The sequence below is a fragment of the Saccharopolyspora sp. ASAGF58 genome, from assembly GCF_012277335.1.
GTDB lineage: Bacteria > Actinomycetota > Actinomycetes > Mycobacteriales > Pseudonocardiaceae > Saccharopolyspora > Saccharopolyspora hattusasensis.
Genome location: NZ_CP040605.1, coordinates 7,478,094 through 7,499,835 on the forward strand (window position 1 = coordinate 7,478,094; position 21,742 = coordinate 7,499,835).

A 21,742-nucleotide genomic window follows, 5' to 3' on the forward strand; every position below is an offset into this window, starting at 1 on the left:
CTTGTAGATAACGGGTCGCGGTCCTCAGCGGGTCAGCGGCATCGCGATTGGTCGCATCGGCGCGCCTGTCGCGCCTCGGATCTTCAGTCCGGCGCCGATGAAGGCGAACTCGTGGAGCGACTCCGCGGCGAGCTGTTCACAGTCGACGAGCTCCATGATCGGCACCCCGGCCTCCCCGAGAAGGTAGGTATGGACCACTTGCCAGTTCTCGGGATCGTCGGCCGGCATCTGCTCGAGCGCGGAGTTATCGCCGCCGATCAGCGCAGCCCCGGCCCTGGCCAGGAACCGTGCGCCGTCCAGGTTCAGGCCCGGACTGTTGTCGATATAGCGCGCCGGATCCGGCCATTGGGTCATCCGTCCGGTCCTGACCAGTGCGATGTCCCCGGGCAGGAACGTGGTGCCCTGCCGTTTCAGCGCAGCGCGCAGGTCGTCGGCACCGATCCCGTAATTGGCGGGGAGCACATCCACCCCGTGCAGTCCGGCCACGTCGAAGAGCACGCCGCGGCCGATAAGGGGCGGGATCTTGTCAGCGCCGCACTTGGTCCAATGCCGCGAGCTCAGATGCTGCGCCGCGGAGAACCCGTTCCATATTTCGCCGTGGTAGCCGAAATGATTGAGCGTGTCGATATGCGTTCCGGTATGGGTGTACATCGACACCGCGTCGCCGGAATAGGACACCAGCCGGTTTTGCGCATCTCCGGCCCCGGTCAGGTCGTCGAGGATCGTGCCCTTGGGCGTGTGGGTCATCCACTGCTGGAAGGCCGGGTCGCCGGCCTTGACCCACGACGGCATGCCCACGAACATGTCGACGGACAAGTCGATCGCGGCACCGCCATCCGCCCGCCGGATCACCTCACGCGCCGATTCCGGCGACAGCAGGTTGAGCATGCCGATCTCGTCATCGGCGCCGAACGGGCTCTTGGTCACCTTCCGGAACTCGGCGGCGTACGCCGCGATCTTGCGGCGCGTCGCCTCGCTGATCAGCTCAGGTCCACACACGACCAATCTCCTTTCCTACCGTGCCTCGCTGGTCGACGACTCGACTGGACGCGTGATCTCCGTGTACTGATCGGGTTTGCGCTCCGCGAAGATCCCGAGCTCGTATTCGCCGGGAATCACCACGAGCTTCTTCCGGCGCGCCTGGGCGAAATCCACCTCGGTGCCGAAGACTCCGTGATCATTTCCGGCGTTGATCAACACCTCTCCGGCGGGCGAAATCACCTGGCTCTGGCCTAGGAAAGCCGTGCCGTTCTCGTCGCCGGCTCGGTCGGCGACCGCGAGGTAGACGAGATTCTCCAGAGCGCGGACCCGGGTGACGTGGTCGGCGAGAAACACGGCGTCCTGCGGCCAGGCGGTCGGCATCGCGATCACGTCCGCTCCCTGCAGGGCGAGCACCCGCGCCGATTCGGGAAAGCGGAGGTCGAAGCAGATCATCACGCCGATGCGCCCGATCGGGGTCGTCACGACGCGCGGGGCCTCACCGCGACCGGGCTCGACGAAGCGATCGGCGCCGAGGTAGGGCAGGTGCTGCTTGCGGTAGGTCCCGAGCACGCCGTCGGGTCCAAGCGTCACCGCACAGTTGTAGAGCGCGTCGCCGTCGGTTTCGAGAAACCCGACCACCGCGACGGTCGACGCGCGGCGGCATGCCCGCACGAGGTGCTCGATCCGCTGGTCGCCCAGGCCGATGGCCACCTGTTCGGCCTCAGCGCGCGAGGCGAACATGTAACCGCTGAGCGTGCATTCCGGAAACACGACGAGATCGTTGCCCGCCGCCCCCGCCAGTTCGATCGCGTCGATCGTGGCACCGAGGTTGACGTCGAGCTTCGGTCCCGCCGAAGGTAGTTGGGCAACCGCGATCCGTACCGCTTCATCCGTCCGGCTCAAGTCCAGAACACCGCCCTTCTCACTCCGCTCCGGGCCGATATTGGCATGCCGCATGCTGCATATCAACTCCTTGACATGCTGCATGCAGCATGTCACTCTCATCGCCATTCTGGAAGTCATTGGCGCAGGTCAGGGATCTGTCGTCCCGGACGAATTCGCCGAACGACGGGATCGAGGGACATACTCGTGAGTAACGCCGCCGTGGTCACCGGCGCCGGCAGCAGGATCGGCGCCGGCAGCCGGATCGGGGCCGCCGTGGCGCGCTCCGTCGCCTCCACCGGTAAACCCGTCTTGCTGGTGGATCGGAACGCGGCGGGCATCACCGGCGCCGATGTGCCCGTCGACGGCGGCTACACCGCTGTGTGACCGCCTTCCGGCCCAACAGAAAGGATTAGCGATGTCCCTCGGCCTACACGAATCCGTGCAACGGGCCGCGCAGGCCCGGCGGCCACGACTGAGGCTGCCCCGCGGTCCGTTCGTGCCGGTGTGGGCGATGACCGCGGTGCTGTTCGCGATCAGCCCACTGATCGCGCCTGGCAGCCTTTCCGGGGCCGCGTTGAGCTCGATGCTTCCCTTCGCCTCGATCCTGGTCCTCGCCGCGCTCGGGCAAGCCTTCGTGATCACTCAGCGCGGCATCGACCTCTCTGTGCCGGGTGCGATGGCGCTGGCGGCCCTGTTCGCCACCAAGGTGCCCGAGCTGACCGGACTTCCTCTGGCCGTCTCGGCGGTACTCGGACTGCTCGCCGGGGCGGCCGGCGGACTGGTCATCGGCGTGCTGGTGGTGCGGTTCGGGATCGCCGCGTTCGTGGCGACCCTGGCCATGAACACGATCCTCATCGGTGTCGTGCTAGAGATATCGAAGGGATTTCCGGCGTCTGCGAACCCGGCCGTCAGCGCGTTCGCGACCGGTTCCGTGTGGACGGTGCCCAACCTGCTGATCGTCGCGGTGATCCTGGTCGCCATCACCCAGTGGCTCCGGCGGCGCTCGGTGCCCGGGCGACGCTTCCTGAGCGTGGGCGCCAACCCGGCCGCCGCACGGTTGCTCGGCATCCGAGCCGAGGGGTACCAGGTCTCCGCCTATGCCATAGGCGGGCTCTTGTATGCGTTGGCGGGACTTCTGCTGGCGGCGTACCTGCGTACGCCCGACATCCTGCTCGGCAACACCTACCAGCTGTCGTCCATTGCCGCGGTCGTCCTCGGGGGAAGCCTGCTGACCGGCGGCATGAGCAGCGCGGTCGCCACCGGCGTGGCGGCACTGTTCCTGACCCAGCTCAACCAGGTCGTGCTCGCCGCCGGTGCCGCGACCTCGATTCAACTGCTCGTGCAAGCGGCCGTTCTCGCCCTGGCCGTTGTCTTGCGCCGCGTGCCGCTGAGCGCGATCCCCCGTCGGTTGAGCGGGAACCGGGCCACGTCTCGGTAGTCGGCAGGCATTTCCCCACCACATCCAGTAACCCTCACAATGGAGTGACAATGGTCAACAAGCGACGCCCTGTGCTGGCAGGCGGGTCGATCGTCGTCGCGGCACTCATCGCCGTCACCGGATGCGCGAGCCCGAAGGGCGGTTCCACCTCGAACGTCAACGAGGTGTACAGCGACAAAGGCAAGATCGGTGAAGTCTCCCAACTCAAATCGATCAATGAGTTCTGCGGTACCAAACCGCTGAAGGTCGCGCTGGCCGACGGTACGGGGGACAACGCCTGGCGCAAGACGGCACGGGCCGAGTTCGAGGATGAGGCGAGCAAGTGCCCGAACCTCACCGTCATGCCGTATTCCGACGCCCAGAACAATCCGCAAAAGGCGATCAGCGACATCAAGGCGCTCGTCGCGCAGGGCGCCGACGCCATCGTCGTGTTCCCCGACGCGGGCCAAGCGCTCCTCCCAACGCTGCGGGAGGCGTTCCAGAACGGCGTAGCGATCGTGCCGTGGACCGCCAACCCGGGTGGCACCGCCGGTACTGACTACACCACGTTCGTCGGCCACAACACGGTCAACGACGGGCACACCTGGGCCCGCTGGACCTGCGAGCACCTGGGGGATGCCGGTGGCAACGTCCTGTTCCTGGGCGGCACGCCGGGCAACACCCAGAGCACCACGGAGATCAAGGGCATCGAGGATGAGTTCACGAGCAACCCGGCCTGCAAGAATGCCAAGTTGCTGAACGAACCGGGCAAACCGATCGACACGAACTGGAACCCGGCCCAGACGCAGCGGGTCGTCGCGGGCCTGCTGACCAAGTACAACAAGATCGACGCGATTATCTCGGACTCGGGCGACGGCTCGGTCGGTGGCGTTCGCGCCTTCGAATCGGCCGGCCGCAAGCTTCCACTGTGGACGGCGAACGACAACAACGGCCTGGCGTGCGAATGGCAGAAGGCCAGGGCACAGCAGCCCGGCTTCAACCTCGTGACCGTCTCGAGCCGGACCTGGCTCGTCCGCCTCGCGCTGCGCAAAGCCGTCGCCGCGAAGGAGGGCATCAACAACGACGAGCCGGACATCATCAACATCCCGGTCTACGAAGACAGTTTCGACAGCGGCAAGCAGCCGAAATGCGAGTCGGCGCTGCCGACCAGCGCCATCCTCTCGGCCGAACTCGCGCCCGAGAAGCTCAAGAGCATCTACAACTGATCGATCTGTGCGCTGGTCCGCGGTCGGCGGCCGCGGACCAGCACCGGAAGGGACTCACACGATGGACGAATCGAGCGCCCGCCTGGTGATGCGCGGTGTGACCAAACGTTTTCCCGGTGTACTCGCCCTGGACGGGGTCGACTTCGAGGCCCAGGCGGGTGAAATCCACGCGCTCGTCGGCGGCAATGGCGCGGGCAAGTCGACCCTCATGGCAGTCGCTTCGGGCGCGGTGAAACCGGACAGTGGGCATATCGCGATCGCGGGCCGACCACTGGCCGAGATCTCCCCGGTGGCCGCGCGCGAGCACGGCCTCGCGATCGCCTTTCAGCACCCGACACTGCTCCCGGACCTCACGGTGACGGAGAATCTCATGCTGTCGGTGCCCGCGGCGAAGCGTCCGCGCTTCGGCGAGGCGACGCGGTGGGCGACGGAGAAGTTGCGGGCGATGGGCATGCCGATCGACGCCACCGTCCCGGTTCGCGCGCTCACCCTCGCCGAGAAGCAGGCGGTCGAGATCTGCGGCGCACTCGCGTGCGACCCGAGCGTCGTCATCTTCGACGAGCCGACCGAGCCGTTCATGTCCGCCGAGACCGAGCGGCTGTTCGAGCGGATTCGTGAGCTCGCCGATCGCGGTGTCGCCGTCGTGTACATCAGCCATCGGCTGCCCGACGTGTTCGCCCTCGCCGACCGCATCACGGTGCTACGCGACGGCCAGATACGCGGCACCTTCAACCGGGCCGAGGTGAGCGAACAGGAGGTCATCACGCGCGTCGCCGGGCGGGAGGTCACCTCGCTGTTCCCCGATCGCGCCGCCGATCCGGGCGAACCGGTCCTGCAGGTGCGGGACCTGACATCCGATCGGCTGGGCGGGGTGAGCGTCGCCCTGGCCCGGCGGGAGATCCTCGGTCTCGCCGGCGTCGAGGGCAACGGGCAGCGCGAATTCATCCGGGCATTGGGCGGTGCCGCGCCGAGCCGGGGGCGGGTGCTGATCGAAGGCCGACCGGTCGACGTGTCGAGCCCTCGCCGGGCGCGCGAGTCGGGTGTCGTGCTCATGCCCCAGGAACGTCATGTCGAAGGTGTCGCGACCATTCACTCCGTCCGCGAGAACCTGGCCGTCGCGGCGACCGACCGGACATCGCGCGCCGGAATCATCGCTGTCCAACGCGAAGATCAGCTCGTCGCAAGGGAAGTAGCCGACCTCGGCGTCAAGCTCGCGTCCCCGGACGTCGCCGTCGGGACGCTTTCGGGAGGCAACCAGCAGAAGGTGGTGCTGGGTCGTTCGCTGCTGTCCGATCCCAAGGTCCTGCTGTGCGATGAACCCACCCAGGGCATCGACGTCGGCGTCCGCTCGGACATCTACCACCGGCTGCGGGACACGGCGGACAGCGGCGTGCCCGTCGTCGTGCTCAGCTCCGACAACGTGGAACTCGCCGGACTGTGCGACCGCGTCCTGGTCTTCTCGAAGGGCCGGGTGGTCGCCGAACTGGTCGGCGATGCGATCACCGATAACGCGATCACCGAGGCCGCACTGACCGGTTCGCCCGCCGAGCAAGAGGAGCGGGTCGCGTCGCGGGAGAAAGCACCGGGACGCCGCTGGCGAAAGCTGCTGTCCAGCGAGCAAGGACCGAGCACGTTCCTGATCGCCGCCATCATCGCGCTGACCATCGTCGGGACCACCCAGAACGACCGGTTTCTGTCCAGCTTCAACATCGCCAGCATGCTGGAGCTCCTTGGCCCGCTGCTGTTCCTGTCCGCCGGTCAGCTGATCGTGATGCTGACGGGCGGAATCGATCTCTCGGTGGGGCCGCTGAGCGGAGCGCTCGTCGTCGTCGCGTCGTTCTATGTCAGTGACGACTACGCCATGGGCTGGTGGGTCGTGGGGTTCGTGATGATGGTGTTGGTAGCCGGTGGAATCGGCTTGGTGAACGGCACCTTGGTGAAGTTCGCCCGCGTCACGCCCGTGGTGGCCACACTCGTGACCTATATGGCGCTGCAGGGTTTTTCGCTGTTCATGCGCGATGTCCCCGGTGGCTTGATCGCCGAACCGGTAACCTCGCTGCTCAAGGTCAAGATCGGCCCCGTCCCGTGGCCCGTGATCGCCGGGGCAGTAATTCTGGTCGTTCTCGAACTCGCGTCGCGCCGCACCATGGCCGGTTTGTGCCTGCGTGGCACTGGTTCCGCCGATCAGGCCGCGTACAAGCGGGGCATCCCCGTCACTCGCGTCTACGTGCTGGCTTACGTGGCGGGCTCGATGTGCACGCTATCCGGCGCGTTCTTGCTGGCGGCACAGACCGGCATCGGTGACCCGACGGCCGGCATCTCCTACACTCTCGCCAGCATCACCGCGGTGGTCCTTGGTGGTGCTTCCATTTTCGGCGGCCGCGGAAGCTTCATCGGGGTTCTCTTCGGGGTCCTGCTGCTTCAGGTGACACAGAACACCGCCTCGTTCGCCGGTCTCTCCCAGGCTTGGCAGTACTGGCTTCCTGGCCTGATGGCACTGGTCGCGACCGGACTGTTCGCCCAGGTACAACACCGCACCAAGCGGGTCCGTTGACGCCGCACCGTCCAGTGGCAATTTTTCCCGCAACGACAACCACATCATCCGAGACGGCGAGATGCCGGTGCAGGCGCGCCGCCGGGCGTCCCGCTCCACAGTGCGCCTGCTCCACAGTGCGCCCGCTCCGATTACATCCACTCCACGCGTCGTTGTGACAATGCCTGCAGGCGCAACATCCGCCGACCATGCCGCGCCGGCATAAACCCCCTGTCCACCGCTCAGGGGGAACCTCACTCTCCTCGCCCAACGCGGTGAGGCCATCGAGCCCGGTCAGATCGTGCTCACTGGCGGGCTGACGGACGCCGTGTTCGTCCACCGGGGAGACCAGATCGGAGCCAAGTTCAGCACTCTCGGCTCGGTGTCCCTGACCGCGGTATGACGTAACGGATTCGGCCGTGAGTGATTTTGGGCGCCATAGCACCGAAAAACGCTCACGGACCTCGGTCCTGCACCGCACACACCCTTGCTGGAGCGGACAGGAAGGCGAAGCAACAGAGACAGTAAACTAGAGGTTAGGGTGAGAGGGTGAGGAGCCCGCGACTCTTGGACGGACGGTAATTCCGTCATCTGGTGCTGCTCGACGCACTGGCCCGGCAGAGTAGCGTGGTCGGCGCCGCAGCCGAGCTGCACATCACTCAGCCGGTGGTCACTCGCAGCCTGCATGAGCTGGAGGACATCCTCGGCGTCCAGCTCTTCGAACGAGGGCCACGAGGAATCACACCGACGGTTTTCGGCGAAGCGTTCTACGGCGCCACGGGTGTGCGTTCCGCGAATTCCTTGGAGTTGACTTCCTCACCGGCGTGAACGCCGGTGATTCCTACCGCGCCTGGCGGCGCGGGCTTCGCGCCGCCAGGTCACCTCGGTGGGTTCCTGTTTCACCGCGCTCAGCCCGAACAGGTTCGGGGCTTACGTGCGCTCCGCAGGCTGTCACCGCCAGTCCAGCGGCCTTCGCGACGTTGACCGCCGCGTTGATGTCCCTGTCCAGATGCGCCCAGCACACCCGGCATTGCCAGGTGCGCACGTGCAGCGGTTTGGGTCCGTCTTTGACGCCGCAGTTCGAGCACACCTGACTGGTGGGTTCGAACCTGCCGATCCGGACCACCCTGCGCCCGTACAACTGGGCCTTGTACTCCAGCATCGCCACGAACTCCGACCATCCGGCGTCGTGTACGGACTTGGCCAGGCGGGTGCGTGCCAGTCCCGATACCGCCAGGTCTTCCACCGCGATCGCTTGGTTCTCTCGAATCAGACGCGTGGAGAGCTGGTGGTGGAACTCGCGGCGTGCGTCGGCGACCCGCGCATGAGCGCGAGCCACCGTGATCCTGGCCTTGTCCCGATTTCGGCTGCCTTTCTCTGTGCGGGAGAGGTTTCGCTGTGCCCGTTTGAGTTTCTTCTCCGCTTTGCGCAAGAACTTCGGTGCGGTGATTTTCGCCGCCGTCGGAGAGCACCGCGAAGTGCCCCAACCCCAGGTCGACTCCGATCTCCGGGGAGTCGTCGATGATCGGTTCGGGGTCGGTGTCGATGACGAACGAGGCGAAGTACCGGCCGGCCGCGTCTTTGATCACGGTCACGCTCGACGGCATTGAGGGAAGCGCACGTGACCAACGCACCGGGATGTCACCGATCTTCGGCAACCGCAGCTTTCCGCCCGGCGTGATCGACCAGCGGGCGTTGGCAGTGAACCGGGCCGTTTGCCGCCGATCACGGCGGGTCTTCAACCTCGGCGCCCCCATCTTGCGGCCCTTGCGTTTCCCGCTGATCGAGTCAAAGAAGTTCTTGAACGCCCGCTCGGCATCCCGCAACGCTTGCTGCAAGACCACCGCTGACACCGTACCCAGCCAAGATCGGTCAGGCGTTTTCTTCGCCTCAGTGATCAACGTCTTCGACAGCTCAGCGGATTTCGGTGCGGGAAGCCCTTCAGCATAGGCGACCTGGCGTGCCCGGATGGCATCGTTGAACACGACGCGAGCACACCCGAACGCCTGAGCCAGTGTGGCCTGCTGGTCCGGCGTCGGGTACAAGCGGAAACCGTACCGAAGCTGCACACCGTGATCATATACCGTTGGTTTCATCGCTGAACACAAAGAGTTTCGTACTGGCCGGCTTGGCATTGCTTCCGCATGCTCCACGAGCACTTGGTTTCCGTGACGAAGTACCGGCACCCAGTGTTGCGCGAACGCCACATCAGCCGCGTGGAAGAGGCGATGCGCGAGGTGTGCGCAGACTTCGAAACCGACCGGTGGAATTCAAGCGGCGAACCCAACCACGTGCACCTACCGGTGAACTCCCCCGCCCACAATCGCGATCTCGCGGCTGGTGAACAGCCTCAAACAGAGGTCTCGTCCCGGTTCATGCGCAAGGGAGTTCCCCGAACCGCAGTGGCACTACTGGCAAGCCAAAACGCCTCTGACCCGGCTCATATTTCGCCGGATCGATCCGCGGAGCCCCGGACATCAGCTCGCTCAAACAGTACATCGAGCAACAGCAACGCCCCGTTGAGAACGGGCCACTCAGCCCTTGGCGGGCTTCGCGACGCGGTGCTTCACCACCGCCCTGAAGGGCGGCGCACTGCACCGCATTTCGGTAGCCCGCAACTTCCATTGAAATCGAACCTTCGATTTCAATGGAAGTTGCGTCCATCGGCGTGTCGAGGTACGACACACCGACGCCTGTGGAGAACTCCCGCAATTTCAATGGAAATCGGTGCGTTGGCGACGGCACGACGCTGCAGGATGCGTCGGTCATGGAGCTGATCTGCTCCAAGCTGCACGCGCCAGCGCGAAGGACACGTGACCATCGCGCGGCTGTCACGAGCCGCCGGAGCCAGGCGCGGGCCTACGCCGACGTTTCCTGGCCGGCACGGGTCCACAGAACGGATACCGCGGACGCGGCACGATCGGTCCGGACCTCGATGAACTCGCCCAGGATCGTCGCGCGGTCGAAGAGCACCGGCTCGTCGCCTGCGGAATAGGTCACCCGGTCGCTGAGGAACACCGGAACGCCGGTCGGCTTTTCCAGGATCTTGCCCAGACGAGCCGAGAGCACGCCGGGGTTGAGGCGTTCGGTAGCCCGTTCCACCACGGCGCCGGTTTCGGCCAAGGCGCCGTAGAGCGAGGTGCTGGTGAAATCGACGTGCGCCAGCGGTCCGGCGACGGCTTCCGGAAGCCAGGACACCTGGTGGATCGCGGGTACACCACCGACTCGACGCAACCGTTCGACCCGCACCGCCGGTGCACCGGCTTCCCGGCCAAGCCGGACCGCCACCCATCCGGGTAGCTTGCGCCTGGTCCGGCTCAGCAAGACGGTGTCGATCGGGTGCCCTTGCGCGCGGAGCTCGTCGGACAAGCTTTGCAGCGATCCGATGTTGTAGACGGCTTTCGGCGCCGTCACGAAGGTGCCCCGACCGGCCTCCCGGGTCACCAGCCCGCGTTCGGCGAGCACCTGCAGCGCCTGCCGCAAGGTCATCAAAGTGACGCCGTATGCGGTGCTGAGCTCACGCTGCGCTGGCAGCGCCTGGCCGGACTCATACATCCCTGCCTTGATCTTGGCCTCGAGGTCCGCGGCGATCACCGCGTACTTCGGCGTGCGTGGCCCGCGATCACTGCCCAACACCCCGTCCGCTCCTCAGCTCACCCGTCGGCCGTGTCCAGCGCCGCCCGCAGCGACGCAACACTGGCGCCGAGCTGTTCAGGACCGGCACCGTCGAGAACTTTACGCATCAGCGCCGAGCCCACGACGACGCCGTCCGCATACCGCGCCGCCTTGGCGGCATGGTGCGGGGACGACACCCCGAAACCGGCAAGCACGGGCAGGTCGGTGCGGCGTCGAAGGGACATGGCGAGCTCCCGTCCGGAACCCGCCAGTTCCAGTCGCTCGCCGGTGGTGCCCATCAGGCTCACGGCGTAGACAAACCCCCGGCTGCGCTCGACGATCACCTGCTGCCGTTGCGGAGGGGTGACCGGCGAGGCCAGCAGGACCAGGTCGATACCGTGTCTGCCGGCCACCTCGGACAGCGATCCGGCCTCGTCGACCGGCAGGTCCGGGACGATGAGCCCGCCAATCCCGGACTCGCACAGTGCCCGGCAGAACTCCTCCGCACCGTTGCGGAACACGAGATTCGCGTATGTCATCACGACCAGCGGCACGGATAGGCCAAGGCCGGCGACGTCGCGGAGGATCCGCTCGACGGTTGCCCCCCGCCGCAGCGCTTTCTCAGACGCGCGTTGCACGGTGGGCCCGTCAAGGGTCGGATCGGAGAAGGGCAGCCCGATCTCGATGAGATCGGCACCAGCTTGCTCGCTCGCATGGAGGTAGTCGGTCCAGTTTTCGGTGATACCTCCCGTGATGTACGGGGCGAGGATCTTGCCCCCGGCGTCGCGGACCTGTCGGGTCTGGGCTTCGAGAGCCTTGACCTCGTGGCGCAAGGACTTCATCGGGTCGACTCCATGAGGGTTGGCATGTCCTTGTCACCGCGGCCCGACAGGGTCAGCAGCACGGTCGCGCCTGGGGGAATCTCACCTTGCTCGACCGCGCGGAGCACCCAGGCGACGGCGTGCGCGGACTCGAGCGCGCAGAGAATCCCCTCGGATCCCCCGAGCTTGCGCAGAGCCTTGACGACCTCGTGATCGTCCACCGTCACATAGCGGGCGCGGCCGAGATCGGCGAGGTACGCGTGCTCGGGACCGATGCCCGGATAGTCCAGCCCCGCCGCGATCGAATGCGCCTCGCTGATCTGCCCGTGCGAATCCTGCAGCACCTTCGTCCTGAAGCCGTGCAGCACCCCGGTGGTACCGGCATTGACCGCGGCACCACCTGCCGCCTCGACCCCGACCAACTGGGCGGGGGTGTCAAGGAAACCGGCGAACGTGCCGGCCGCGTTCGAGCCGCCGCCGATACATGCGACGACGAAGTCCGGCGTGCCCGTACGCAGCTCAGCCGCGCACTGCGTCCGCGCCTCGTCGCCGATCACCCGCTGGAACTCCCGAACCATCCAGGGATACGGATGTGGCCCCATCACCGAGCCGATGCAGTAGTGACTGTCATCCACCGAAGAAACCCAATGCCGCAGGGCCTCGCTGGTCGCGTCCTTCAACGTCCGGCTGCCCGTGCTAACCGGCACCACTTCGGCGCCGAGCATGCGCATGCGGAAAACGTTGAGTTCCTGACGCTCGATGTCCCGTTCCCCCATGAACACCGTGGCCGCAAAGCCCAGCCACGCGGCTGCGGTCGCAGTGGCCACCCCGTGCTGTCCCGCCCCGGTCTCGGCGATCAGCCGACGTTTCCCCATCCGCTGTGCGAGCAACGCCTGACCAAGCACGTTATTGATCTTGTGCGAGCCGGTGTGCAGGAGATCTTCCCGCTTGAGCAGCAATGTGATCCCTAGCTCGGCCGACAGTCGCCAGGCCGGCGTCACCGGGGTCGGCCGCCCCGCATAAACCGACAAAACGCGCTCGAGCCGGCTCCGAAACGACGGATCCCCCCATGCCGCGCGAAATTCGCGCTCGACCTCGTCGCAGGCCGGCACCAACGACTCCGGCACGAACCGACCTCCGTACTCGCCGAACCGGCCAAGCCCGCTCGGCGGCCGCGCATCCAGCGCGCCCCCATCCGGGTGCCCCGCCTCTCCAACTGTTCTAGAACTCATTGCTATGTTCTAGCACACCTCACCGGATGAGTTCTAGAACCCATCGAAGAACACCCGTGAGTGTTTGTGGGTGCTATGGCACCCACAAACGCTCACGGGTGATGCTCCGTGGACGGGTGGAGCAGCGGCTACAAGACGGCTTCCAGCAGTAGGTCGCTGCCGCGCCAGGTGGCTGCCAACTCCTGCACCGGCAGGTTGAGCGCCTCACCGAGGCAGATGATCGTGCCGAATCCGGGAGAAGGTAGCCGTCCGGTCTCGATCTTGCGCAGGGTTTCCGGCGAGATGCCAGCCGCGTGCGCGACTTCCGCTAGGTCGCGTCCCGCTCGCGCGTGGCGCAGCAGGGCGCCGAGACGCCTGCCTGCTTCGATCTGATCAGGTGTTAGCGGTTGGCGGACCATGCGCCCAGGATATGACTGGTATTACTATACCGGCAAGTGTTAGGGTGGCGGTATAGTAATACCAACACCCTGTGACGCGAGGTATTCGTGATTGAACTGAAGACGCCTGCGGAGATCCAACGCATGCAGGTCGCCGGGCGTTTCGTCGCCGAAATACTCTCCGAGGTCGGCCAGCTCGCCGACGTGGGCATCAATCTCCTGGACCTGGAGCACCACGTGCGCGGCATGATCAAACGACGCGGGGCGGAGTCGTGCTACTGGGACTACGCGCCCTCCTTCGGACGCGGCCCGTTCCGCAACGTCATCTGCCTGTCGGTCAACGACGCCGTCCTGCACGGCCTGCCCCACGACTACACGCTGCGTGACGGCGACGTACTCAGCGCGGATCTCGCGGTCAGCGTCGACGGCTGGGTGGCCGATTCGGCGCGCACGGTCGTCGTCGGGACCGCCGCCGAGGAGGACTTGCGGATCATCCGCGCCACCGAGGAAGCGTTGGAGGCGGCGATCGAGATGGCGCGTCCGGGTAACCGCCTGGGTGACGTCTCGGCGGCCATCTGGGCGGTAGCCCACGACTACGGTTACCCGGTCAACACCGAGTTCGGCGGCCACGGCCTCGGCCGCACCATGCACGAGGGACCCCACGTTTCGAACAAGGGCCAGGCAGGGCGCGGCCTCACGCTCCGGCCGGGCCTGACCCTCGCGCTCGAACCCTGGTTCGCCCGCACGACCGACCAGATCGTCTATGACGCCGACGGCTGGACCATCCGGTCGGCCGACGGCTCACGCACGGCCCACTCCGAGCACACGGTCGCCATCACCGAGGACGCCCCCTTGGTGCTCACCCGGCGTGAACCGGAGGACCCGTAACGCGGAGTGATTCAGCCAGTCGTCGATCCACAAAAGACGCCTAGCACAGACACCGGTGGCTCCCAGCCCAGGTCGGACAGGGAGCCACCGGAGAGAGGCAGGTCAGACGCGCACGCTGGCGGCCTGCGGGCCCTTAGGGCCCTGGGTGACCTCGTAGGTCACGTGCTGGTCCTCGGACAACTCACGGAAGCCCGAGGCCTCGATGGCCGAGAAGTGCACGAACACGTCCGGGCCACCGTCGTCGGGGGCGATGAAGCCGAAGCCCTTTTCCGCGTTGAACCACTTCACGGTTCCCTGTGCCATGACGATCTCCTTAGAACCTAGAGCTAGAACCGGCGCGACACCTTGCGTGCCTGCCAGGGCCGGCGGGATTTCAGACGGCTGCTAACTCCAGCTTGACCAAAGAGAGCGGCTCGCCCGCATCGATATCCTGCGAGCGTGCACGAAACACGATCCAGAACTACTGCGACCACAACAGACACTACACCACCATGAGCTTCATCAACAGGCGGACCGCCCCGGGCGTGTCGCAACGAGCTTCATCAACAGGCGGACCGCCCCGGGCGTGTCGCAACTCTAGGCGAGTGGGTCCGCTCCCGATCATGCTCCGCCATGGAGGACGAGGGCTACGCCGGCATCACTGGCGTTCGGGGCGGAGAGAACATCCATCAGCGTGAAATCGAGGAGTTCCGCTACCCGCAAGGGCCTGACCAGCCATACCTATGGTCCCATTAATCCACAGTGGACCTTAGGGTCGCCACTGCGTGGGCTCACCCACGACCTATCGCTCCGGCAGCATGCGGGTTTAACAACCCTGCGATGCCACGTGAGCTGAGGGTTTCGCTCATGGAATTGCCACGAACACGGCGATCCGCGCCCCGCGGAGCACGACATCAGCAGGCGTTGAGCCATTGGAGTGGTTTTTCGGCAAGGCCCGTCGGCCGTGATCGGGAATCTGGACACTGGCTGGGCACGGTGGATGCGACTCGCTGGGAGTGCTATGAGCTCTGGATCAGCCTTGCCAGATAGGCAAACCGATGCTTCGGGCGGGGCCAGGGTGCGCGATGTGGTCCACGATGTGGTGGCCGAGGTCGCGTCGGACGAACTACCTTTGGTGGCCGGACTGGCGCGGTCCGACGACGCCACGGTCGTGAGGCGGTTGAGCCGCTGGGGCCAGCGGCGGGAGCCGTTGGGTTTCGGCTTGGCCGAGATCGCGGCGATGGTGACTCCCGTCGTGTGGCTGGCGGTCGACGAGGTGGCGCAGCGGCTCGCCGGCGCCGCCGTGGACGGCGCGGCGAAGGGCGCAAAGGGCTTGCTGGGCAAGGTCTTCCGCCGGAAGAAGACGCCCGCGGTCGTCCCGCCGCTAGCCCCCGAGCAGCTCGCCGAGGTGCGGCAACGGGTACTGGAGCTGGCCGCGCAACGCGGCCTGGAGCCAGAACACGCGATCACGATCGCCGACGCGGTGGTGGCTCGGCTGGCGCTGCCCCGCGGTCCAGCGCAGGGCCCCACCGATCCGGACGCCAGCACCCCGGCCCATGGCTAGCGCCCGATGACCAAGACGATTCATCAACCGCAAACCGACGAGCGGGCGATTGTGGCGGGCACGACCATACGCTTCGTGCTCCTGGTGGCGCTGCTGTTGGTGAGCAGCGGCCGGATGATGCTGGATGTCGCGCTCGGGTTCTACGGCGAAGGCGACATGAGCTGCGTGCTGGCGGCCGGAGGAGATCCCAGCCAGAACTCCAGCCTGTACATCGGCGCCATCGTCCACGCGCCCGCGTTCGAGGCATGCACCGCTAGCTACCAGTCATCGCCGCCGTGGTGGCTGACCCTCGTCGTGTGGCCCACGCTGCTGCTGATCGGTGCAGGCCTGCTGTTCTGGGGCCTGCCGGCCTGGCGGACGCGGCGGGGACGGGTCGTCCCGCTGGAGGCGATCGACCGCGATGGCGCGCTGCATCGGCTGCTGGGCGAGTTGGCGGCGGTGGCGGGCCTGACCCGTGTGCCGCGTGTCGTCGTCGATCCGGCGGCGCCCTCGACCGGTGCGGTGGTGTTCGGCCGCAATGGCCGGCCGACCGTCTGCCTGGACGGTGGTCTGCTCGCCCGCAGGCGCACCGACTCCCCCGGTTTTCGGGCGGTGCTGCTGCACGAGTTGGCCCACATCCGCAATGGCGATGTCACCATCACGTACGTCACTGTCAGCCTGTGGCGGGTGTTCCTGGGTTTGGTGCTGCTGCCTTTTCTGGTCCGCTACATCACGATGTTCGCCCACGAACTGGGATCGACGATCGGCCCCAACGAGGAGCCGGTGGCCACGCGTGGCCTCCTGCTCACGGTATTCCTGGTCGTGCTGGTCTACCTGGCGCGCGCGGATGTGTTGCGCAGCCGGGAGATGTACGCCGACCTGGCGGCCGTGCGATGGGGCGCGGACCCCCGAACCTGGGCCGCCAGGACACCCGCCGCAGCCGGAGGCGCACCGCGGCCGGCGTTCGGTTCGTTTGCCGAACTGTGGCGCACCCATCCGCGATGGGATCTGCGCCGGGATGCCCTGACCAATCCGGCGGCACTGTTCGCTGTGCCGGCGTTGCCGATGTTTCTGGCCGGGGCCGCCGCCGCGCTGATCAACGCACATTTGTGGTCCTTGGCGCAGCAGTACGCCCAGAACAACAAGTGGGCCGAGCAGGCGGCGGCGCTGACGGCGGCGACGCTGGTTTCGGGTGTTGCTGGAATCGCCCTGTGGCGTGCAGTGGCCCATGCGAGGCTCACCGCTCGGCGTGCACCATCCGGTGTGCGGGCGGGGCTGTGGCTGGGAGCCGGGATGGCGGCTGCGGAACTGTTCGTCAACCGCGCTGTCCTCTTCGGGTGGCTTCCCGCGCAACCCGCGGTCCTGGTGCTGGTGGTGCTCGCAGGAGTGGTCTTCGCTTGGTGGACAACACAATGCGCCCAACTGTGGAGCGTAGTGTGGCCGGGGCGTCGGATCTGGACGGCGATGCTGCCGGGCCTGGCAGCCGGATGCGTGGCGTTGTCAGCGTGGTTCGCGTGGTGGCAGGGCGTGGGAGCGATCATCGGGCACGGGTGGCAGGTCAACCCGGATGGCGTCCGCCAACTGTTGATGCAGGGACTGTCGCCGGACCAGGTCGCGGAGCACTACACGGCGTTGTCCGCGATTGCCTTTGGGTGGCCACAACTGCAGACGATCACCTACTTGCCCGTTGTGCTGTCCGCGGTTGCGGTGTTGTGGCTCATGCCGCTGCTGGCCTGGGTGATTCCTCCGGCCCCGGTCTCGCCCCGCTGGGTGCGCGACGCCGTGGGGGCGTCCGGTGGCGTGCCACCGCACGGGGAGGGGTTGCCGCCGCTGCGACGGGCGTTGCTGCCGGGCCTGCTGGGCGGGGTGCTGAGCTGGGCAGTCGTCGTGTGCGTGATGGCGTACATGCACACGTGGCAGCCGCCGCTCGGGCAACGAGACGTCACCACCTTGCTCTACCAGGCATGGGTGTTCTTGGCCCTGGTAGCGGCTGTGGTCACCGCCGCCGTAATCGCGAGCGTGCTGGCGAGTCGATACCGGCTTCTCATTGCGCTCATCGCGGCCGAGACCGCGGCTTTGGCGGGTTTCGCCGGGGTTTTCGTGCTCGCCGACATGGACGGCTGTGTCCAGCCGCTGAACACACTCCAGTCGTCCTGCGTGGTGAGTCCCGCCTCGATCTGGCTTGGCTTCCAGCACATCCTGGGAGTCATCCTGGTGCTTGGTGCGCTGGTGGCAGTCTTTGCGGCCGCCGCCGTGTCGGCGATCCGCAGAGCGTGGCCGCCAGCGACGCAAGAGCCCCGGGCGGGGCGGGATGGTTTGCTCGCCCGCCGGACTTGCGTAGGCGCGTTGTGCGCAATGGCGGTGGTGATCACGTTGGCCCAGGAGATACCGCTGGTCTTGAAACGCCCACTGGAACACGCACCGGCCGTGGGAAGGATCGTTCCCGGCGACAACACAGCGGTTTCCGCCCACACGCGTGCGATGCAGGTGATCGCCTGGAGCCGAGTCGGGGGATGGGCGCTGATGGACCGCTTTGCCGCCGACGCCCGCAGCCTGTCCGAGGTCCTGCGCGAGGCCGCGACCGTCACGAAAGGCGCCATCGATCCGGCCCGCGTTCGCCCCTTCTGCGATGACCTCGCCCAGATCGCGCGAGACGCCGATCGCTTCTTCCCGGTACCCGAGCCGCAGGCCCAATCCCGCTGGCAGGAATTCATCGCGCAGGCGAGGGAGAGCAGCGCGGACTGCGGACAGGCCCTGGACCATGAAAACGGCCGCCTCTTCCTCGTGGCGGTACGCGAAATGACCGAGGCGGGAGACACCCTCAAGGCGGTGAAGGACCGGATCGGCACGGTGGCGCACGACGGCGGTTTCTAGCGCTTCCCGAGCCGCTCCCCCTGGCAAACGCCGACATCGGGTAATGACCTTGATCGGCAGGTCACCACGGGTGCGCACTGCAAGCGCTGGGGACCGTAGCTCACTGGGCTCACCACCGTAGCTTGGTGCCCCGGATCCGAACGGTCTCCATGTGCACCGAAAAGGCCAGGCGACTAAGGATATTCGCTTTCGGCGGGAACGGCACATCCGGAAAACTCAACATCGTGACACCAGACATGGACCGCCTGGGGCGTGACCTCTGTTCAGCGGCCGGGGACGGCCTGACCTCAGACGAGATGGGTGAGGTCATCTCCCGCACAATCGTCGGCCTGGTCGCACACGACTCCCTCCACGTGTGCTGGCGGAACCCGGATACGAACATGGCCTCATTCGGATTCTGGCATCGGCTTACCGCGAAGATCGGCCGAATGCAGATGATCAACTTGTACTCGGGCCAGGAGCCGGCCCATCCTGCCGAGCACGCACACCGAGGCGTCCTGGCGCAGGTGGTGAATGCGCGCGACCGGCTTGCGTACAAGATCCTGCTGGACAACGGGTTCGGCAGCGAGTTGCGTCTGCTCCTGCGGGGCTCCCATGGGTCGTGGGGAACACTCGTGCTGTTCCGGGAACAGGGCGGCAGACCCTTCGAACAATGCGATGTGGACCGCGTCGCGCAGCTTGTCAAACCCCTGGTGGCGGCGTCGCGGAGCTACATCAGGGCAACCCCCCTGCGTCCACCGGACCAGGACCTGCCCCCAGGAGTCATCATGGTGGGCGCCGATCACGCGGTACGCGGGATCACTCCTGAGGGGCACGCGTGGCTACGTGAAATACGCCTGCCAGCGTCCCTGGCGAAGCCCGAGTGGGCAGCGACAGCTCTCTCGAGCGAGGTGGCGATGGCCAGCCGGAGGTTCGTACGTGACCCAACAACATCGCGCCCGGTGGCCTGTTTGCCCTCGGCATACGCCGGACGTTGGGTCAGCATCCAAGGCCAGCCTCTCAACGCGGATGGCACGGGCGACGTGGCAGTGATCATCCAGGCGGCTGGTGTGGAACTGCTGCCCGCTCTGTCGGCCTGGTACGACATCACTGGCAGAGAACGCACCATCATCGACCAACTCCGCGAGGGCATACCCGCCAAGCAGATCGCCCGACGGCTCGACTTGTCGGTGCACACCGTGAATGATCACCTCAAGTCGATCTACCGGAAAATCAGCATCACCAGCCGCGAGGAGATCATGGCTGTGCTGTCTCGTTGAGGTCGATTGGTCAAGCACCTCACGGGAGCCGATTTCGCATGAAGAAGTTCCACATACGGTTGGCGATATCAGTACGGTTGTCGTCCCCGGGCCAGAAGTGAGTGCCCCGATAGACGCGCCACACCACCTGAACGCCCGCACGGCACGGGCCGTACACGGCGGCCTCCACCGGTACACCCGGTTCCGTGACCGGGGTCGCCGGGCAGTCGTTTCGTCGTAGCCATTCATCGCGGTGCGCGACGGCGAGCGGGGGAAGGCTGATGAGGTCACCATCGCTGTGGAACAGACCCACCGCGATCGGGCGATCCGGTACACAGGGGCTGCCGGTGAACGAAGGGGAAACGCCACCGTAGGCGGCAACCGAGGCGAACACCGTGGAGGCGTCGCACGCGAGCCTGGCCGACATGTTGGCGCCGCTGGAGAAGCCCTCCACGTGGATCCGGCGCGGATCGACACACCAGGTTCTGGAGATGTCCTTGACCACCTCACGCAGGTAGGTGACGTCACCGGACCGCTGGGCTGCGTCCCACACCAGTCCTGCCCCTGCCGACGGGTAAGCGACGATGAAGTACCTGGTAGCGGCGGCAGTTGACCAACGAGTCTCCCTCTCGTGCAAGAAGTACGGCTGGAGCGCGCCGTGGAGGCTGAGCAGCAACGGCACCGAAGGTCCGGACAGACCCGGTGGCACGTTCACGTGGTAGGTCCTGCCCGCGGCCTCACGGCTGACGGTTCCCGAGGTTGGGACTAGCGTGCAGCCTGCTCCTCCCGTCGCGGTTGCGGAAGCGGAGGGGGTGCCGGTGATCAGAAGTCCCATGCACATCGAGACGGCGAGCAACCGGGCGGTGAGCCGTCTGGCGACGGTAGCGCGTGACAGCCTTGGGGGGCGGGTAGCTGCGTGCACCCTGGTTTCTCCTTGTCGGCGGTGTGATCAGCGGACGTCACACAGTACTGCGCGGCCTGGCCGCCGACACGGCTGCATGGCCACATCCGCGCTACAGGCAACACGTGCTCTTGTCACCCCCCAAAGCTTGGGATTCACGAACTTCCCGCGCCGAACGATCCTCGAAGTTGCGCGCTGGTAGTTGGCTGACGGCCCAATCGACCGACAGACCCTTACCTCGCGCGTCAGGGATCAAGGGCTATGAATACGATCGGGAGAACACATGCGATCTGCCGAGCTGACAAAACCAATGCTAGGCAGGAAAATCGGCGCCGCACTCGCGGCGACTGCGGCAGCACTCGCGTTCACCGCCGCGCCTGCCCAGGCCGCTGCGGGCAACGCGGACCTGCTGTGGCACAACCCGAGGACCGGCGACGTGGGCGCTTGGCTCACCGACGGTCACGGCACGGTGCTCGGGGACAACAGGCTGTCCTGGAAGTGCGGGCCCGACTGCGCCAACCAGTGGCGCGTGGTCGGCGGCGGTGACTTCAACAACGACTTCACCTCCGACGTGCTGTGGCACAACGCCACGACGGGCGAGCTGTCCGCGTGGATCCTGGACGGCAAGGGCACCGTCACGAAGGCGTTGAGCCTCGACTGGAAGTGCGGCCCCGAGTGCGCGAACCAGTGGAAGGCCGTCGCCATCGGCGACTTCAACGCCGACAACAAGTCGGACATCGTGTGGCACAACGCGTCCACCGGCGAGGTGGGCACGTGGCTGCTCGACGGCAAGGGACACGTGACCGGCAACCCGAACCTGTCCTGGCCGTGCGGGCCCGACTGCGCGAACCAGTGGAAGGCCGTCGGTGCCGGTGACTTCAACGAGGACAACCTCGACGACCTGTTGTGGCACAACGCCACCACCGGTGAGGTGTCGGCATGGCTCACCAACGGCAAGCAGACGGTGACCGGTGACCTGAAGCTGTCCTGGAAGTGCGGGCCCGACTGCGCGAACCAGTGGAAGATCGTCGGTGTCAACGACTTCAACAACGACTTCAAGAACGACGTGGTGTGGCACAACGCCACCACGGGTGAGGTCGCGACGTGGACGTTGAACGGCAAGGGCGCCGTGACCGGTGACCCGCGCCTGTCGTGGAAGTGCGGCCCCGGCTGCGCGAACGACTGGAAGGCCGTCGCCACCGGCAACTTCGGCTGACGCCGACGAGCCCGGC

The 21,742-nt window shown here is 66.4% G+C and carries 19 protein-coding genes and 2 pseudogenes; 11 read left to right on the top strand and 10 right to left on the bottom strand.

What is annotated here, in order from left to right:
• Nucleotides 1–24 precede the first annotated feature (24 nt).
• Nucleotides 25–927: a cyclase family protein gene (locus FDZ84_RS35110; RefSeq protein WP_246868655.1), complete on the bottom strand. Its 903-nt coding sequence runs from the start codon at nucleotides 925–927 to the stop codon at nucleotides 25–27.
• An 87-nt stretch (nucleotides 928–1,014) separates the two neighbouring features.
• Nucleotides 1,015–1,938 carry a carbon-nitrogen hydrolase family protein gene (locus FDZ84_RS35115; RefSeq protein ID WP_246868656.1) on the bottom strand — a complete coding sequence of 308 codons (924 nt, stop codon included), beginning with the start codon at nucleotides 1,936–1,938 and terminating at the stop codon, nucleotides 1,015–1,017.
• A 132-nt stretch (nucleotides 1,939–2,070) separates the two neighbouring features.
• Between FDZ84_RS35115 and FDZ84_RS35120 the strand changes: the two genes are divergently transcribed.
• The 5 genes from FDZ84_RS35120 to FDZ84_RS35140 all read left to right on the top strand — a co-directional run bounded on the left by FDZ84_RS35120 (nucleotide 2,071) and on the right by FDZ84_RS35140 (nucleotide 7,870).
• Entirely contained in the window at nucleotides 2,071–2,250 is a 180-nt protein-coding gene (locus FDZ84_RS35120; protein WP_210435318.1) for a hypothetical protein, read from the top strand.
• Nucleotides 2,251–2,281: 31 nt separating this feature from the next.
• Nucleotides 2,282–3,304, top strand: a complete 1,023-nt coding sequence (locus FDZ84_RS35125) for an ABC transporter permease (protein WP_168589335.1) — start codon at nucleotides 2,282–2,284, stop codon at nucleotides 3,302–3,304.
• Nucleotides 3,305–3,375: 71 nt separating this feature from the next.
• Nucleotides 3,376–4,509, top strand: coding sequence for a substrate-binding domain-containing protein (locus FDZ84_RS35130; protein WP_168589336.1), 1,134 nt, complete (start codon nucleotides 3,376–3,378; stop codon nucleotides 4,507–4,509).
• A gap of 61 nt (nucleotides 4,510–4,570) precedes the next feature.
• Complete coding sequence (locus FDZ84_RS35135; RefSeq protein WP_168589337.1) at nucleotides 4,571–7,063, top strand: ATP-binding cassette domain-containing protein; 2,493 nt, start codon at nucleotides 4,571–4,573, stop codon at nucleotides 7,061–7,063.
• 573 nt (nucleotides 7,064–7,636) lie between these two features.
• Nucleotides 7,637–7,870, top strand: coding sequence for a LysR family transcriptional regulator (locus FDZ84_RS35140; RefSeq protein ID WP_246868657.1), 234 nt, complete (start codon nucleotides 7,637–7,639; stop codon nucleotides 7,868–7,870).
• Nucleotides 7,871–7,883: 13 nt separating this feature from the next.
• Here FDZ84_RS35140 and FDZ84_RS35145 read toward each other — a convergent pair.
• Nucleotides 7,884–9,177 (bottom strand): annotated as a pseudogene (locus FDZ84_RS35145) (RNA-guided endonuclease InsQ/TnpB family protein).
• Nucleotides 9,178–9,186: 9 nt separating this feature from the next.
• Here FDZ84_RS35145 and FDZ84_RS41380 point away from each other — a divergent pair.
• A pseudogene (locus FDZ84_RS41380) lies at nucleotides 9,187–9,354 on the top strand (transposase); the annotation flags it as partial.
• A gap of 61 nt (nucleotides 9,355–9,415) precedes the next feature.
• Here the strand turns inward: FDZ84_RS41380 and FDZ84_RS39770 are convergent.
• The 5 genes from FDZ84_RS39770 to FDZ84_RS35170 all read right to left on the bottom strand — a co-directional run bounded on the left by FDZ84_RS39770 (nucleotide 9,416) and on the right by FDZ84_RS35170 (nucleotide 13,108).
• The gene (locus FDZ84_RS39770) at nucleotides 9,416–9,811 is read right to left on the bottom strand and encodes a hypothetical protein (RefSeq protein ID WP_246868658.1); all 396 of its coding nucleotides are present in this window, start codon (nucleotides 9,809–9,811) and stop codon (nucleotides 9,416–9,418) included.
• Between the two features lie 90 nt (nucleotides 9,812–9,901).
• Nucleotides 9,902–10,678 (bottom strand): GntR family transcriptional regulator, encoded by a 777-nt coding sequence (locus FDZ84_RS35155; RefSeq protein WP_210435319.1) that lies wholly within the window; start codon nucleotides 10,676–10,678, stop codon nucleotides 9,902–9,904.
• Nucleotides 10,679–10,695: 17 nt separating this feature from the next.
• On the bottom strand, nucleotides 10,696–11,499 hold the full coding sequence (trpA, locus tag FDZ84_RS35160; RefSeq protein WP_168589339.1) for a tryptophan synthase subunit alpha: 804 nt from the start codon (nucleotides 11,497–11,499) through the stop codon (nucleotides 10,696–10,698).
• Nucleotides 11,496–12,710, bottom strand: a complete 1,215-nt coding sequence (gene trpB / locus FDZ84_RS35165; RefSeq protein WP_168589340.1) for a tryptophan synthase subunit beta — start codon at nucleotides 12,708–12,710, stop codon at nucleotides 11,496–11,498. Before trpB ends, trpA begins: the two co-directional genes overlap by 4 nt.
• A 128-nt stretch (nucleotides 12,711–12,838) precedes the next feature.
• The gene (locus FDZ84_RS35170; RefSeq protein ID WP_168589341.1) at nucleotides 12,839–13,108 is read right to left on the bottom strand and encodes a helix-turn-helix domain-containing protein; all 270 of its coding nucleotides are present in this window, start codon (nucleotides 13,106–13,108) and stop codon (nucleotides 12,839–12,841) included.
• A gap of 87 nt (nucleotides 13,109–13,195) precedes the next feature.
• Between FDZ84_RS35170 and map the strand changes: the two genes are divergently transcribed.
• Complete coding sequence (gene map, locus FDZ84_RS35175; RefSeq protein ID WP_168589342.1) at nucleotides 13,196–13,975, top strand: type I methionyl aminopeptidase; 780 nt, start codon at nucleotides 13,196–13,198, stop codon at nucleotides 13,973–13,975.
• A 102-nt stretch (nucleotides 13,976–14,077) separates the two neighbouring features.
• On the opposite strand, the gene FDZ84_RS35180 is transcribed toward map, so the two are convergent.
• On the bottom strand, nucleotides 14,078–14,278 hold the full coding sequence (locus FDZ84_RS35180; RefSeq protein WP_168589343.1) for a cold-shock protein: 201 nt from the start codon (nucleotides 14,276–14,278) through the stop codon (nucleotides 14,078–14,080).
• A 715-nt stretch (nucleotides 14,279–14,993) separates the two neighbouring features.
• Here FDZ84_RS35180 and FDZ84_RS35185 point away from each other — a divergent pair.
• From FDZ84_RS35185 to FDZ84_RS35195, 3 genes are all read left to right on the top strand, one after another.
• On the top strand, nucleotides 14,994–15,518 hold the full coding sequence (locus FDZ84_RS35185; RefSeq protein WP_210435320.1) for a hypothetical protein: 525 nt from the start codon (nucleotides 14,994–14,996) through the stop codon (nucleotides 15,516–15,518).
• A 6-nt stretch (nucleotides 15,519–15,524) separates the two neighbouring features.
• Complete coding sequence (locus FDZ84_RS35190) at nucleotides 15,525–18,371, top strand: M48 family metallopeptidase (protein WP_168589344.1); 2,847 nt, start codon at nucleotides 15,525–15,527, stop codon at nucleotides 18,369–18,371.
• A gap of 428 nt (nucleotides 18,372–18,799) precedes the next feature.
• Nucleotides 18,800–19,630: a helix-turn-helix transcriptional regulator gene (locus FDZ84_RS35195; protein WP_168589345.1), complete on the top strand. Its 831-nt coding sequence runs from the start codon at nucleotides 18,800–18,802 to the stop codon at nucleotides 19,628–19,630.
• Nucleotides 19,631–19,649: 19 nt separating this feature from the next.
• Here FDZ84_RS35195 and FDZ84_RS35200 read toward each other — a convergent pair whose 3' ends face one another.
• Nucleotides 19,650–20,324: a PHB depolymerase family esterase gene (locus FDZ84_RS35200; RefSeq protein WP_168589346.1), complete on the bottom strand. Its 675-nt coding sequence runs from the start codon at nucleotides 20,322–20,324 to the stop codon at nucleotides 19,650–19,652.
• 496 nt (nucleotides 20,325–20,820) lie between these two features.
• Between FDZ84_RS35200 and FDZ84_RS35205 the strand changes: the two genes are divergently transcribed.
• A complete protein-coding gene (locus tag FDZ84_RS35205) occupies nucleotides 20,821–21,726 on the top strand; it encodes a VCBS repeat-containing protein (RefSeq protein WP_168589347.1) in 906 nt (301 codons plus the stop codon).
• The last annotated feature ends 16 nt before the right edge of the window (nucleotides 21,727–21,742 follow it).